Source organism: Pectobacterium punjabense (assembly GCF_012427845.1).
GTDB lineage: Bacteria > Pseudomonadota > Gammaproteobacteria > Enterobacterales > Enterobacteriaceae > Pectobacterium > Pectobacterium punjabense.
This window is the reverse complement of the sequence record NZ_CP038498.1, coordinates 2,718,541-2,733,338: the sequence shown is the minus strand read 5'-3', so window position 1 is coordinate 2,733,338 and position 14,798 is coordinate 2,718,541. Positions and strand designations below refer to the sequence as shown.

Sequence of the window (14,798 nt, the reverse complement as noted above, 5' to 3'; positions counted from 1 at the left end):
GTGTGATAGAAAACATGAGCTAGTAAACTACCAAGAATAACGACGCTTTTTGTATTACAGGACGAAGAAAAAACGACAACGTAAAAGGAATAGAACAAAGGAAGGGAAAACAAGAAATGGTGCGTTCAATTGGACTCGAACCAACGACCCCCACCATGTCAAGGTGGTGCTCTAACCAACTGAGCTATGAACGCATTGAGATACCGCGCTGCCTGTCTGACAGCGGGACGAATAGTAGCGAGCAAGGGGAAATCTGGCAAGAAGAAAAATGCAATTTTGTGCGTTTGCCGGTGCGATTGCTGAGCTTATATCCATCCCGCCGTTTTTTTCGACGATACCCGTCATTCTTCAAGCGGCTTGTGCGTTGGCTGCCTTTAAATACTCGTCCCATCGTGGGCCTCGTCCTAAAGGGTCAACGCCTTGGCGTTGTTCAAAACGCCAGCGTTTTATCTCGCAACTCGAATTATTTAGGGTAGAGCACAGAGTGAAACGTTATCTAACGGGCGGCTCGCGCTAAAATTTGCGCTGCCGGCTGGCGCTGAAGAAAGCGAATCCGCGTCACCATCATCACGGCTGCTGCTGTCAGACCAATGATGAAACCACACCAAAATCCCGCTGGGCCCATGCGCGGTACGATGACATCGGTTAACGCCAGCAGATAGCCGCTCGGTAATCCCAATACCCAATATGCCGTCAACGTAATATAAAAAATTGAGCGAGTATCTTTATAACCGCGCAGTACACCGCTGCCGATAGCCTGAACCGCATCGGATATTTGATAAACGGCGGCTAAAAGCATGAGCTGAGAAGCCATTGCGACCACCAGAGGGTCCTGATTGTAGAGCAGGGCGATAGGCTCACGCAGTAGCGTGGTAAAAATTGCCGTACAGCTGGCTAACGCCACACCGGCCATGATGCCGGTGTGCGCGGCAATGCGGGCGTTTTCAACCGATCCTTCCCCTAAACGGTGTCCGACGCGAATGGTCGTGGCGACGCCAACCGAAAGTGGGAGAACGAACATCAGTGAACTAAAATTCAGGGCAATCTGGTGACCGGCCACATCAACGACACCTAGCGGTAGCACCAACAACGCCACCACCGCAAACAGGGTCACTTCAAAAAGCAGGGCTAGCGCGATGGGTAAACCGAGGCCAAACAGTCGTTTGAGTACGGTAAAATCCGGCCGGAATGTCGGGCGATGAAGGCGGATATCGCGTAGCCAGGCGGCGCGTCGGGTATAAAACATCATCAACAGCATCATGATCCAGTAAACCGATGCAGTAGCTACACCGCAGCCTACGCCACCCAGTTCGGGCATGCCAAATTTACCGTGGATAAAGATATAGTTAATCGGGATATTGATTAACAGCCCAATGAATCCAATCATCATGCCGGGATAGGTTTTTGATAGCCCCTCACACTGGCAGCGCAACACCTGGTAGAACAGATAGCCAGGAACGCCCCACAGCAATGCATGCAGATAGCCGATGGCTTTTGCTGCGAGTTCCGGCGAATCGTCGCTCATCAGATTGATAGCATATTCCCCCTGATACAGCACCAACATTGTCAGCAGAGAAATAATGGCGGCCAGGAAAAAAGATTGTCGTACCTGATGAGAGATGCGATCGCGACGGCCGGAACCGTTGAGCTGTGCAACAACAGGCGTTAACGCCAACAGCAGACCGTGGCCGAAAAGAATGGCGGGTAGCCAAATCGACGTCCCGACTGCGACGGCGGCCATATCGGTGGCGCTATAAGCACCTGCCATGATGGTGTCAACCACCCCCATTGATGTTTGGGACACTTGCGCAATAATGACAGGAACAGCAAGCGCCGATAATTTACGCGCTTCTGTCAGATACTGTTGCACGGATACCTTCCTTGAATGACTTAATTTTGCTAGCGGGATGAATAATTTGGATGTGAAAAACGTCAAGAACAAAATGAGCGTGTTATTGTAACGACTTAATAAAAGTAAACCAGCATGAAAGAGAATATATTCTTTTTGTTACGCTGCGGTTTCGATAGCGTTTGACGTTCGGTATTCCGGTTTGGTTTTCCGTGGAATATCGTGCACACTGCACAGCGTCATTTCTTTGTTTTTAAGAGGCAAACCGCATGTTTACCGGTATTGTTCAGGGCACCGCACCTGTGGTGTCAATTGAAGAAAAATCCAATTTTCGTACTCACGTTATTCAACTTCCTCCCGACCTGTTGCCAGGGCTCGCGCTCGGTGCATCGGTGGCGCACAACGGCTGTTGCCTGACGGTGACGGCTATTGATGGCGATCGTGTCAGTTTTGATCTCATGAAAGAAACGCTGCGGCTAACGAATCTGGGTGATATTCATGAAGGCGATGTCGTGAATATTGAGCGGGCGGCGAAATTCGGTGATGAGATCGGTGGACATGTGATGTCGGGCCACATTATGTGTACGGCGGAAGTGGTCAAGATTCAGGTTTCAGAGAACAACCATCAAATTTGGTTCCGTCTGGCAGATGAAGCGCTGATGAAATACGTGCTGCATAAAGGTTTTGTCGGGATTGACGGTATCAGCCTGACGGTGGGCGAGGTGACCCGCGGGCGCTTCTGTGTGCATTTAATTCCAGAAACGCTGAACCGCACAACGTTGGGGCTGAAGCGTTTGGGCAATCGCATCAATATTGAGATCGACCCGCAAACACAGGCCGTGGTGGATACCGTCGAGCGCGTGTTAGCCAGTAAACAGGTGAACGACCTCGGTAAAGAAGAGTAATGCTGCATTCCCTATTTTTTGTAAACCGGACGAGCAACATCGTCCGGTTTTTTCTTTTCTGTTAGCGAGAAACACGCAACCCGCCGTCTATTCCATCCCTGCTGAAGACGATCTGCCAGAGCTGAAGCTCTCTTGCTCTGAATGCTCCGGCACACGCATTCAAATAGTAGCTGAACATCCGACGAAAACGTTCAGAGTAGTGTGTGGCAAGCTGCGGCCATCCTTGTTGAAAGCGCGTATGCCATGCCATTAATGTGCGATCGTAATCAACACCGAAATTGTGCCAATCTTCCATCACCATGTCAGGCTCACTCGCCTGCGCAATGTGCACAACGGATGGAATGCAGCCGTTGGGGAAGATGTATTTATGAATCCAGGGATCGAGGCGTGAATCGGTTGAATTAGCACCGATAGTATGCAGCAGGAACAGCCCATTGGGCTTTAGGCTGCGGCGTACAATACGAAAGTAGTTATCATAGTTGCGTGGCCCTACGTGTTCAAACATACCTACTGACACCGCGCGGTCAAAGTGCCGATCGAGATCGCGGTAATCCTGTAGTTTGATGATGACATCCAGTCCCAGGCAGCGCTGTTGTGCCAGCGTCTGCTGTTTTCGGGAAATGGTGATACCGTAAACGGAAACCCCGTAGCGACGCGCCGCGAACTCAGCAAGCCCGCCCCAGCCACAGCCGATATCCAGCAGTGTCATGCCGGGTTTAAGCTGGAGTTTTTCACAAATCATCGTGAGTTTATCTTCCTGCGCGTGTTCCAGCGTTTGTGCCTGTTTCCAGTAGGCACAGGAATATTGCATGTAAGGGTCCAACATGAGGGAAAAAAGGTCATTACCCAGATCGTAATGCAATTCGCCGACGACTCGAGAGCGTCGGCGGGATTGCAAATTCGTGATGCGGGCAGTGGCGATTCGCATAAGATCGTGCAAACGGCGAGGGAGTGTGTCCTTTAGCCCTGCACGTAGGACAAGATGGAAAAACATATCCAGCCGTTCACACTCCCACCATCCGTCCATATAGCTCTCCCCTAATCCCAGCGAACCTTCCCGCAAGACGCGTTTAAAAAAACCAGGGTGGTTAACGCAGATATCAAAAGGGCGAGTGCCGTTAATAGTGATACCCGCCGTATTCAACCTGTCTTGCATGATTTTCAACCAGGGCGTGGTATGGCTATGCTGCTCTTTCGCATAAGGTGTACCCATCATGTCTCCTAAATTTTTCACGTGTGAAAGTATGGAAAAACATACCTGGACAGCACTTACCGCAGATGATGTACCAGCTGTCACCAGAGAAAAAGGAAGAAGAAATGCGCTAATAAGCAGGTAGTTAATGCGCTTATAGGCAAGAAGAACGCGTATCCGCTTACGTGCGGCTATCGCTATTCTGGGTTTTATCAGTGAAAGTGAAACGCAGTTTTCAGTTTAAATCTGCTTCAGCCAGCACACAAGGAAATTGGCTGAAGCAGACAAGGAAAGCGGGTGGGAATAAGAAAAATCGGTCTATGTTGAGTCGCCGAGGTTAGCGGCGGTAATCGAGGAACGGGCCGTCGGCAACTGAGCGACGTTCAATCAGCGTTGGGTGCACTTCAATGACGTGTGCATCTTCCCGCTTACTGGTAATGCGATCCAGCAGCATCGCGAAAGCGGACTGTCCCAGACGCTCCTTTGGCTGGTGGATGGTGGTCAGCGCAGGCGTAAAGAAACGCGCGTGGCGCACGTTGTCATAACCGATCACCGAAATATCCTGTGGCACGCGCAAACCCAGTTCGTCAGCCGCACAAATAGCACCCATTGCCATGATATCGCCGCCGCAGAATACGGCCGTTGGCCGCTGTTTCTGTGCGAGGATCTGATGCATGGCTTTGTAGCCGGATTCCGGTTCGAAATCGCCCCGCACGACCCATTCGTCGCGTACGGTAATGTCGGCTTCTTTTAAGGCTTTTAAAAAGCCAAGGTAGCGCCCGTTACCCGTGTTGCGCTCTTGTATTCCGGGGATGGCACCAATATCCCGATGGCCGCGTTCAATCAGATAGCGGCCTGCCATATAGCCGCCCTCAAAGGCGTTATCGATGATGGTATCGGTGAAATCGCTGTGCATTTGGCCCCAGTCCATGACGACCATGGGAATGCTGCGATAATCTTCCAGCATGCCCAATAACTCTGGCGGGTACTCGGCACACATCACAAGCAGACCGTCGACGCGTTTTTGCGCCAGCATCGAGAGATAAGCGCGTTGTTTGCCGATATCGTTATGAGAATTACACAGTACCAGCGTGTAGCCTTTGGCATAACAGCTGTTTTCGACCGCTTCAATGATCTCGGCGAAATAGGGCGCTTCGCTGGATGTAGCCAGCAAGCCGATAGATTTGGTGTGATTAACTTTGAGGCTGCGGGCGACGGCGCTAGGCGAATAGTGCAATTCCTTGATTGCTGCCCTGACGGCTGCCTTAGTCTCTTCGGCGACGAAACGTGTTTTATTGATCACGTGCGATACGGTTGTGGTGGAAACGCCAGCACGTTTTGCCACATCTTTAATCGTTGCCATCTAAAAATGACTCCTGAACTTACCTGTTACAGACGTAAGTATATTGTTAATCGTTTGCCTACGTTTAAAGTTCTTCTTCTAAGCTAAAAAACAGGATTTCAGAAGGAGAATGCCGAATGTTATACCGAAGGGATCTGGCTTGACGTTTTTCGACTGGCACGCAGCGCTTTCATAAACAGCGGATTGTGTCCGATTTATCATGAAAGTGAAAGGGCTAATTTATACTATTAGTGATGCATCCGTCGGAGATTTTTCGCTAGAATTATGAAAGAATCGTAATAACCCTATTATTTGTAGCTTTAACTGTCTACGTGGGTTCGGCTGTGAATGATGGTGTCTTTTTTTTCAGATGAAGTTTCAGATGAAATTTGTTTGCTAATAAGGAGTGGTTTATGGATACAGATCTGAAGATGTCTTTGCTGACAACGGTTGGCTCGTTGGCTGTGATCATCGCGTTTAGTTTCATTGCGGTGTTGAACTAACCTTCAGTGCTTTTTGCGCAGGTTAGGTATTCAGACAGGTTTATTGCACAAAACGTGTCTGAATACGCTTCTGTTCGGCGTGCTATCGCTTAACGAATGGTCTGTGGCGTCACCACGCGACGCGCCCCAACATAGTGCTCCTGCCAATAATCTTCACTTAGCTTGCTGATACGAATATCTGAACCTGTACGCGGTGACTGGATAAATTTGCCTTCCCCCAGATACACCCCGACGTGATCGGCAGCCCCACGATTGTTGATGCGGAAAAAGACCAGGTCGCCACTTTCCAGCTCACTCTTTTTAATCGGCGCGGCATCACGCAGATGGTACATTTCGTTCGCGGTACGAGGGATTTGGATCTTAACGACGTCTTTATAGGCGTAATAGACCAGCCCGCTACAGTCGAAACCAGTAAAAGGAGACGATCCGCCCCAGTGGTAAGGTTTACCGATCTGGCTCATCAGTTTATTCATTGCGGTCGTTTTGGCGTGTTGATAGCGTTTTTTATGCGCTGCGCTCAGTGTCATGCCCTTTTCTGTGGGCGCTGGATTTTTATCCACTTTTCCTTTGAGTGCTGTCTTCTTCAGCCCGGTTTTGACTCTGGCCTGTGCAATGGTCTGCCTGTCGTCTTCAGGCTTCAGCTTTTTAAGGTTTTTTTTCACTAGCGCAGGTGTGCTGCTTTGCGTCCGGGATGGCTTCTTTTCTACCGGTTTGTTAGCCGTACGGGGTTTGGATTTATTGCTGACGGTGGCAGGTTCTGGCTTTTTGCTTTTGATTGGCGCTGGTGACTTAGCATTACCCTTTGTTTGACGGCTTTTCTTATTCGTTTCTTCAACGGCGCTTTTCTTCGGCGTAGAATGCGGGGTATGCGGCGCAGCCTGAACGACGTTCAGGGATAGGTTACTGAAAAATAATATAAAAAGAGTAATAAATAAGCGCATAATAAAAGTGACCGAACATAATCCTTAACTCGCTCAATCCGCACAGTATTCCTGAAAACGGCGTCATAAAAAAGTGGGCATGGCCGCTTTATTCATACAGAATAGTGAAAAAACGTTAATAGTTGTTTTTTCGTCTGATTTATCAGCGTTTTCTGGCGTTGATTTCATCAATGATGAATAATCAGTAGAAAAATAACCCTACAAAAAATGGCGTTTTTTTGTGGCTATTGGCATCGGTACAATATCATTGAGTCAATGTCGCTGTCGTAACACTTTGACGGCGACTCATGGCTAGCGTTTTGGACGTTAGCCATCCTATAGGTTTAAGGAAGCAAGAAGATGACGACACCGACAATTGAAAAAATTCAGCGCCAAATTGCTGAAAACCCGATTCTGCTGTACATGAAAGGTTCCCCAAAATTGCCAAGCTGCGGTTTTTCTGCACAGACCGTCCAGGCATTGTCTTCATGTGGCGAACGTTTTGCTTATGTTGATATTTTACAGAACCCGGATATTCGAGCTGAACTGCCGAAATACGCGAACTGGCCGACATTCCCACAGCTGTGGGTGGATGGGGAACTGGTTGGCGGTTGTGATATCGTGGTTGAAATGTTTCAGCGTGGCGAACTGCAACAGCTGATCAAAGAAACGGCTGATAAATACAAAGCGCAGCAGGCCGATCAGGAGTAATGTTGCACCACACGCAATAACAATCTCAGTACGGTTATGATGCGAGCGTGAATATTCCCAGCGGGTGCTATGGCACCCGTTTTTTTACGATTAGCTTTCGCGTTTTCTTAGTCTTCGGCTGATGTATCTTCGAGAGAGCTTTCTTCCAGCGCAAGCGGCCATCCTCCCAGACGTTTCCAGCGGTTAACCAACTCACAGAACAATAACGCGGTCTGATTGGTGTCATACAGCGCGGAGTGCGCCTGGCTGGAATCAAACGCAATGCCAGCGGTAATACAGGCTTTAGCCAGAACCGTTTGGCCTAAAACCAGTCCGCTAAGGGCGGCGGTATCGAATGTGGCGAAAGGATGGAACGGGTTACGTTTCAGGCTACAACGATCCGCTGCCGCTGCCATAAAGCTGTGATCGAAGGTGGCATTATGTGCCACGATAATCGCACGGTTACAGCCCTGATCTTTAATCCCTTTACGCACGACTTTGAAAATTTCGTGCAGCGCATCGTATTCGCTCACCGCACCACGTAGCGGGTTGGTGGGGTCAATGCCGTTGAACGCCAGTGCCGCAGGTTCCAGAATCGCGCCTTCGAATGGCTCAATGTGAAAATGTAGCGTTTCATCTGGCTGTAACCAACCGTCTTGATCCATTTTTAATGTTACTGCTGCGACTTCCAGCAAGGCATCAGTTTTCGCATTAAATCCGGCAGTCTCAACATCAATCACTACTGGATAAAACCCACGAAAACGGCCGCTCAGGGCGTTCAGATCACTTTTATCAGCCATTTGTCTCTTAATTGTCAGCAAAACGCAGCGCGCATTATGGCAAATTTTGGCCGGAGATGCAGCATGCCCGTTACCTTTCAACCGGTGGCGGTAGCAGAAGAAGGGGGAGAACAGGTGCCGATGCAGCACCTGTAGAATGCGGAGTATTAGTGACCGATGCCGTTGCCAGCATGGGCGTTTTCGATCAATTCGATTTTATAACCGTCTGGATCTTCGATGAATGCGATAACGGTCGTACCGCCTTTGACCGGACCCGCTTCACGCGTCACATTACCGCCAGCTTTACGGATACGCTCACAGGTTGCGGCAACATCGTCAACGCCCAACGCGATATGGCCATAGGCGTTGCCCAGATCGTAGCTGTCGACGCCCCAGTTGTAGGTCAGCTCGATAACTGCACCCTCGCTCTCTTCGGTATAACCGACGAAAGCCAGTGTGTATTTGTATTCGGTATTCTCGCTGGTGCGGAGTACGCGCATTCCCAGAATCTGGGTATAGAAATCGATAGAACGTTGTAAATCGCCAACACGTAGCATGGTATGAAGTAAACGCATAATGCCCTCGTTAAAAAGTGCAACAAAAGGGAAGTATAGCGTTGTGGCTCTGGTGAGTCCAAGCTGTTGGGATGGTGCTAAAAATGCGACACTAAATGCGACACTATGGTGAGGTTTGTGTTAAAACGTACCAACAGGAGGGGGGTAATGGCGTAGTCAGGGGATTTTAGGCCGCCTGACGCATAAAAAAATCGTCAGTGATTACAATGGTTATCTAATTATTTTCATTGTGACGGTCTGTTTGGGCTTGCCAGCAGTAAAGAACAGGGCTTCAATAAATAGAGTTGTAGCGGGAGGTGGTGTGCCAGAGCAACTTGAACTCTTTGTTGTCCCTAATCCATGCCGTGGTATTTGTCAGGCGGGTGATGGCGGATATTGTCGCGGTTGCTTTCGCAGTCGTAACGAACGCTTTAGCTGGGGCCAAATGAGTGATGCTCAGAAACAGGATGTACTGCGTTTGTGTCGGCAAAGAATGAAACGGTCACAGCGTTCAGAGAAAACCGATACACCAGCAGAATCCCATCAGCCATCGTTGTTTTAAGTCATTTTGTCTTAGACGATCTATTTACGTGAAATTTTGTTTAAGCAACGCAGGAGCGTTCGATTGAATAAAATAAGCCAAAGATCATTTTTAAAAGACTTTTATTTGATAGAATCATGTTCAGGAAAGGTTCTATTTTTTTACGATAGTAATATCGTTTTTTATTCTTATAAATCAGAATTGATTGCAATCCAGGGATATAACTTAGCGTGCTAACAATAAGGAGAGGTGATGGAATTGCCATTAGGATCTGATTTAGCTCGTCTGGTGCGCGTGTGGCGTGCGCTGGTCGATCACCGATTAAAACCACTTGAGCTGACTCAAACGCATTGGGTCACGTTGCATAACATATACCACTTACCCCCCGGCCAGTCGCAGATTCAATTGGCCAAAGCAATTGGTATTGAGCAACCCTCATTAGTTCGAACACTGGATCAGCTTGAGGAGAAGGGGTTAATCACTCGTCACGTTTGTGCTCACGATCGCCGGGCAAAACGTATTATGCTGACTGAATCAGCGGAACCAATAATACAGGCAGTCAATGGTGTAATTAGTCATACACGAAGTGAGGTGTTATTTGGAATTACGCCAGAGCAGGTTGATGAATTAGCGCTGTTGGTTTCGCGTCTTGAAAAAAATATATTGGCATTGCATGAACATCAAGTGTAGCTAAATTCGGGTTACGCAGAGGGAGAATGAAATCCCGGCGATATTACCGATACTCGTTATTGGTTATTTATTCCGGGAGTTGATTATTCGTTGTGACGATCGCCGCGCAGAGCAGCGATCGTCACACAACGTTAGCGTGGAGAAACGGTGATGTTACGGCCATTGCTCGCCATGGCAACACGTTGACCCTTGCTGAATTTCGTATCACCCTGTTTCTGTACCACCATAATGGTACTGCCGTCATCACGACGGATTTCCAGCTCTACGCCCTGTGTACGGTTCAGTGCACCTGTCGCGCTTTGACCTGCTACACCACCTGCTACTGCGCCAGCGGCCGTTGCCAGACTACGGCCGGAACCGCCACCGATAGTGTTGCCCAGGAAACCACCCAGAACCGCACCGCCCAGTGCGCCGATAACGTTAGAATCTTCCCCAGCCTGAATCTGAACCGGACGCATAGAAACGATGGTGCCATAGGTAACGGTCTGCACCTGTTTAGCTTCGGATGCGCTGTATACATCACCGGAAAGCGTACTGGTATTAGCACAACCAGCGAGCGTGATACCAGCAAGGGTAACCACAAGCAAACGCTTCATCATAATAAAAACTCCTTAATAGCGAATATGTCGGGCTGGCTCAGCCTCGGCCAACGCAGTGTTATACCAATAAATTATGGTCTGGCTCAGTGTAGCATGCCACTCTTTTTACTCTTTTTTTCAGATTATAATAGTGCGCTTAAATTGCGGCTAAACAGAGAAGTAAATAGCACAATACATGACTTTTTTTGTAGCAAATATTATCAAAAACGCCTTTTTGGTTAAAACCTAACCCGTGTGGCAAAAATGTAAAAATTTTAATAATTCAGCGTGTTAACGTGCTATTTTTATTCTCAGCGTAACGGTTGTTATCGGTGTTCTCTTTTTATCCCATAGGGAAAAGGCTATATAATGAGGTCAGGCAGATATATTGGCGTGATGTCCGGCACCAGTCTTGATGGCGTCGATGTTGTGCTAGCCGCGATTGATGAGCATACGGTTGCACAGCAGGCGAGCTACTGTCATCCGATACCGCAGGATATTAAAATGGCCATCCTTGGGATGTGTCAGGGGCAGGCTGTGACGCTGTCAGCGCTGGGGCAGTTGGATACACGTTTAGGTATTTTGTTTGCCGAAGCTGTACTGACACTGCTTAAAGAGACCGCGTTGGGGGCACAGGATATTACCGCAATTGGCTGCCATGGGCAGACGGTCTGGCACGAGCCTACGGGAGATGCACCGTGTACGTTACAGATCGGCGATAATAACCGCGTTGCCGCATTAACTGGCATTACCACTGTGGGTGATTTTCGTCGCCGTGATTTAGCTTATGGCGGACAAGGTGCCCCGCTGGTGCCGTCATTCCATCATGCGTTGTTACTGCATCCTGTCGAACGTCGTATTGTGCTCAATATCGGCGGGATCGCCAATCTGTCACTGCTGGTGCCAGGTGCGCCCGTGCGCGGTTACGATACCGGGCCGGGGAATATGCTGCTGGATGCCTGGATCTGGCGGCATTGCGCACAACCGTATGATAAAGACGCAGTGTGGGCGGTAAGCGGGCAGGTGAATCCGCTATTGCTACGTCGGATGTTGACCGATCCTTATTTTGCGTTACGGGCACCGAAAAGCACCGGACGTGAGTATTTCAATCTGGGCTGGCTGGAAAGAATGCTGGCTGGTTTGCCGCCGATTGCGCCGCAGGATGTTCAGGCGACGCTGGTCGAATTGACAGCCATGAGCATTGCTGAACAGGTGCTATTGGTTGGTGGATGTGAGCGTTTGTTGGTTTGTGGCGGCGGTGCGCGTAACCCGCTCATCATGATGCGTCTCTCGGCTCTGCTGCCGGGCATCGAAGTCAGCACCACGGATGAATGTGGTGTGAGCGGCGATGATATGGAAGCGCTGGCATTTGCCTGGCTGGCGTCACGCACGCTATCAGGGCTGCCGGGCAATCTGCCGTCCGTCACGGGAGCGAGTCAGGAAACGGTGTTAGGCGCGATTTATCCGGTCAGCGCGGATTAATCGGATTTTGCCGAGAGGTTCATCGTTATCCTCTTGTTAAACTTAAGTGAGCGGCAGCGCCAGTTGCCGCCATCGACAAGAATAACAGGAGAGAAAATGAAACAATTTCTGGCGGGGACAGCGCTGATTCTGCTGAGCGGATGCAGCTATTTTGGTCATAAACAGACGGTGGAAACGCTGCATTATCAATGTGGCACGATGCCGCTAACTGTCACGCTACAGCAGGGTGGAGAAACGCCTGCACAGGTGAGTTTCCTGCTCGACGGCGAACGCCTGGTGCTTCCTCAAGTGGTGTCTGCTTCTGGGGTCAGGTACAGCAATGATACCTATACGTTCTGGAGCAAAGGCGATCGTGCATTTATCCAACGGGGTGAACGCGTTATTGTTGACGATTGCGTGTTGGCACCGATGTAACTGACGCTGAATGTGAGCAGTGTCACTGCTGATTGCGATTTTTCGGGTACGGGAGCAGAATGGGATTTTCGCCCGCTTCTGGCCCGACATTGCGACAGCAGGATATTATGACTCAGGAACGCTCCCTCTCTGACGGTACGCCTCTTATTCAACCCGCCGATATTGCCGACATCCGCCGCGAATACACGCGAGGCGGGCTTCGTCGTCGCGATCTCCCCGCTAACCCGCTGGATTTATTTGAACGCTGGCTGAAACAGGCTTGTGAAGCGAAACTGGCCGATCCTACTGCGATGTCTGTCGCGACCGTTGATGAACACGGGCAGCCCTATCAGCGCATCGTTCTGCTCAAACACTATGATGAAAAAGGCATGGTGTTTTATACCAATATGGGCAGCCGCAAAGCGCATCATCTGGAAAACAATCCACGTATCAGCCTGCTGTTCCCCTGGCATATGCTGGAACGGCAGGTGATGGTGTTGGGACGAGTAGAGAAACTGCCGACGCTTGAGGTGCTGAAATACTTCCATAGTCGTCCGAAAGATAGCCAGATTGGTGCGTGGGTATCAAAACAGTCCAGCCGGATTTCAGCGCGCGGTGTGCTGGAAAGCAAATTTTTAGAATTGAAGCAAAAATTCCAAAGTGGCGAAGTCCCTTTGCCGAGTTTCTGGGGCGGCTTCCGCGTCGTTATCGATTCTGTGGAGTTCTGGCAAGGCGGTGAACACCGCTTGCATGACCGATTTTTCTACCAGCGACAGGAAGAGGGCTGGCAGATTGATCGTTTAGCGCCTTAATCACGAAATATCCGTGTTAAACGCTGGCGCTCCTACCATCGGCACTTTATCCTATGAAGTTTCGCGTTGGCTGGACATTGCCCAGCGATATGGCGTTCGTAGTCTGTTGCGTAAGGTAATGCAGCAGCGAAATCATTATGCGACAGCAGACAGGTATGCTGCGCATCCCTCACGGCTCTGTGCGTAAACCCAAAGGGAACGTAACGGCCTGTTTTTATAAAAATGGAGTTATCGATGGCGAGTAGTAACCTGATTAAACAATTGCAAGAGCGGGGCTTGATTGCCCAGGTGACGGATGAGGAAGCGTTAGCAGAGCGGCTGGCGCAAGGGCCAATTGCACTGTATTGCGGTTTTGATCCTACCGCTGACAGCTTGCATTTGGGGCATCTGGTGCCACTGCTCTGCCTGAAACGCTTCCAACTGTCTGGGCACCAGCCTGTTGCGCTGGTCGGTGGGGCGACAGGACTGATTGGGGACCCAAGCTTTAAAGCCACAGAGCGTAAACTGAACACGGCTGAAACCGTGGGCGAATGGGTAGAAAAAATTCGTCGTCAGGTTTCTCCCTTCCTGGATTTTGACTGCGGTAAAAACAGCGCGATTGCGGCGAATAACTACGATTGGTTCGGTAGTATGAACGTGCTGGATTTTTTGCGTGACATCGGTAAACATTTCTCGGTTAATCAGATGATTAGCAAAGAAGCCGTCAAGCAGCGTTTAAATCGTGATGATGTGGGTATTTCATTCACTGAGTTCTCTTACAACCTGTTGCAGGGATATGATTTTGCCTCGCTGAACAAGCAGCATGGCGTCGAACTGCAAATCGGTGGTTCTGACCAGTGGGGTAATATTACATCCGGTATCGATTTGACGCGCCGTATGAACCAGAAGCAGGTTTACGGCTTGACCGTGCCACTGATCACCAAATCTGATGGCACGAAATTCGGTAAAACGGAAGGCGGCGCAATCTGGTTGGATGCTAGCAAAACTAGCCCTTACAAATTCTACCAGTTCTGGATCAACACGGCAGATGCCGATGTGTACCGCTTCCTGAAATTCTTCACGTTCATGAGCCTCGAAGACATCGATGCGTTGGAAGAAGAAGACAAGAATAGCGGCACAGCGCCACGCGCTCAGTATGTGCTGGCGGAAGAAGTCACGCGTATGGTACACGGGGAATCGGGTCTGGAAGCCGCGCGCCGCATCACGCAAAGCCTGTTCTCTGGCGCGTTGCAGGATATGACGCAGGACGACTTTGCTCAGCTTGCTCAGGATGGCATGCCGATTATCGAACTGGAAAACAGCGCGGATTTACAACAGGCGCTGGTCAGTGCCGAGTTGGTGCCGTCACGCGGTCAAGCGCGCACGATGATCGCGTCGAATGCGGTAACGATTAACGGTGAAAAACAGGCGAATCCTGAATATATCTTCAGTGCTGCTGACCGTCTGTTTGATCGCTACACCTTATTGCGTCGCGGTAAAAAGCACTATTGCCTGATCTGCTGGCAAGCATAAGCATCACCGATAAGGGAGCGTTAGCTCCCTTTCTTCTGGTAAGTTGAGGCGCATAG

16 protein-coding genes and 1 tRNA gene are annotated in these 14,798 nt (G+C 49.8%); 9 read left to right on the top strand and 8 right to left on the bottom strand.

All coding sequences use genetic code 11. From position 1 onward, the window contains the following. Window positions 1-117: 117 nt before the first annotated feature. Window positions 118-194 (bottom strand) — tRNA-Val (locus E2566_RS12300). Window positions 195-496: 302 nt separating this feature from the next. Next, window positions 497-1,870, bottom strand: a complete 1,374-nt coding sequence (locus E2566_RS12295; RefSeq protein WP_107167596.1) for an MATE family efflux transporter — start codon at window positions 1,868-1,870, stop codon at window positions 497-499. 248 nt (window positions 1,871-2,118) lie between these two features. Between E2566_RS12295 and E2566_RS12290 the strand changes: the two genes are divergently transcribed. After that, the gene (locus E2566_RS12290) at window positions 2,119-2,754 is read left to right on the top strand and encodes a riboflavin synthase subunit alpha (RefSeq protein WP_107167595.1); all 636 of its coding nucleotides are present in this window, start codon (window positions 2,119-2,121) and stop codon (window positions 2,752-2,754) included. A 61-nt stretch (window positions 2,755-2,815) separates the two neighbouring features. Here E2566_RS12290 and cfa read toward each other — a convergent pair whose 3' ends face one another. Next, on the bottom strand, window positions 2,816-3,967 hold the full coding sequence (gene cfa, locus E2566_RS12285; protein WP_107167594.1) for a cyclopropane fatty acyl phospholipid synthase: 1,152 nt from the start codon (window positions 3,965-3,967) through the stop codon (window positions 2,816-2,818). A 316-nt stretch (window positions 3,968-4,283) separates the two neighbouring features. After that, on the bottom strand, window positions 4,284-5,309 hold the full coding sequence (gene purR, locus E2566_RS12280) for an HTH-type transcriptional repressor PurR (protein ID WP_107167593.1): 1,026 nt from the start codon (window positions 5,307-5,309) through the stop codon (window positions 4,284-4,286). 392 nt (window positions 5,310-5,701) lie between these two features. On the opposite strand from purR, the gene cydH reads away from it, so the two are divergent. Then, the gene (cydH, locus tag E2566_RS12275; RefSeq protein ID WP_014915740.1) at window positions 5,702-5,791 is read left to right on the top strand and encodes a cytochrome bd-I oxidase subunit CydH; all 90 of its coding nucleotides are present in this window, start codon (window positions 5,702-5,704) and stop codon (window positions 5,789-5,791) included. A gap of 89 nt (window positions 5,792-5,880) precedes the next feature. Here the strand turns inward: cydH and E2566_RS12270 are convergent, their stop codons facing one another. Further along, window positions 5,881-6,732, bottom strand: coding sequence for a C40 family peptidase (locus tag E2566_RS12270; RefSeq protein WP_107167592.1), 852 nt, complete (start codon window positions 6,730-6,732; stop codon window positions 5,881-5,883). Window positions 6,733-7,071: 339 nt separating this feature from the next. Here E2566_RS12270 and E2566_RS12265 point away from each other — a divergent pair, with 339 nt between their 5' ends. Then, window positions 7,072-7,422: a Grx4 family monothiol glutaredoxin gene (locus E2566_RS12265; protein WP_005972539.1), complete on the top strand. Its 351-nt coding sequence runs from the start codon at window positions 7,072-7,074 to the stop codon at window positions 7,420-7,422. A gap of 107 nt (window positions 7,423-7,529) precedes the next feature. Here the strand turns inward: E2566_RS12265 and rnt are convergent, their stop codons facing one another. Both rnt and gloA read right to left on the bottom strand, forming a co-directional pair. Next, window positions 7,530-8,201, bottom strand: a complete 672-nt coding sequence (gene rnt / locus E2566_RS12260) for a ribonuclease T (protein WP_107167591.1) — start codon at window positions 8,199-8,201, stop codon at window positions 7,530-7,532. Between the two features lie 146 nt (window positions 8,202-8,347). Next, on the bottom strand, window positions 8,348-8,755 hold the full coding sequence (gloA, locus tag E2566_RS12255; RefSeq protein ID WP_010276601.1) for a lactoylglutathione lyase: 408 nt from the start codon (window positions 8,753-8,755) through the stop codon (window positions 8,348-8,350). A gap of 301 nt (window positions 8,756-9,056) precedes the next feature. On the opposite strand from gloA, the gene E2566_RS12250 reads away from it, so the two are divergent. After that, window positions 9,057-9,296 (top strand): DUF1289 domain-containing protein, encoded by a 240-nt coding sequence (locus E2566_RS12250; RefSeq protein ID WP_107167590.1) that lies wholly within the window; start codon window positions 9,057-9,059, stop codon window positions 9,294-9,296. Between the two features lie 231 nt (window positions 9,297-9,527). After that, window positions 9,528-9,965 carry a transcriptional regulator SlyA gene (gene slyA, locus E2566_RS12245; RefSeq protein ID WP_107167589.1) on the top strand — a complete coding sequence of 146 codons (438 nt, stop codon included), beginning with the start codon at window positions 9,528-9,530 and terminating at the stop codon, window positions 9,963-9,965. A 131-nt stretch (window positions 9,966-10,096) separates the two neighbouring features. Here slyA and E2566_RS12240 read toward each other — a convergent pair whose 3' ends face one another. After that, the gene (locus E2566_RS12240) at window positions 10,097-10,564 is read right to left on the bottom strand and encodes an outer membrane lipoprotein (protein ID WP_107167588.1); all 468 of its coding nucleotides are present in this window, start codon (window positions 10,562-10,564) and stop codon (window positions 10,097-10,099) included. A gap of 348 nt (window positions 10,565-10,912) precedes the next feature. On the opposite strand from E2566_RS12240, the gene anmK reads away from it, so the two are divergent. From anmK to tyrS, 4 genes are all read left to right on the top strand, one after another. Further along, a complete protein-coding gene (anmK, locus tag E2566_RS12235) occupies window positions 10,913-12,025 on the top strand; it encodes an anhydro-N-acetylmuramic acid kinase (RefSeq protein WP_107167587.1) in 1,113 nt (370 codons plus the stop codon). Between the two features lie 96 nt (window positions 12,026-12,121). Next, on the top strand, window positions 12,122-12,439 hold the full coding sequence (locus tag E2566_RS12230; protein ID WP_107167586.1) for an MliC family protein: 318 nt from the start codon (window positions 12,122-12,124) through the stop codon (window positions 12,437-12,439). Window positions 12,440-12,546: 107 nt separating this feature from the next. After that, window positions 12,547-13,230 (top strand): pyridoxamine 5'-phosphate oxidase, encoded by a 684-nt coding sequence (pdxH, locus tag E2566_RS12225; RefSeq protein WP_107167805.1) that lies wholly within the window; start codon window positions 12,547-12,549, stop codon window positions 13,228-13,230. 234 nt (window positions 13,231-13,464) lie between these two features. Continuing rightward, window positions 13,465-14,742: a tyrosine--tRNA ligase gene (gene tyrS / locus E2566_RS12220; protein ID WP_107167585.1), complete on the top strand. Its 1,278-nt coding sequence runs from the start codon at window positions 13,465-13,467 to the stop codon at window positions 14,740-14,742. Window positions 14,743-14,798 lie beyond the last annotated feature (56 nt).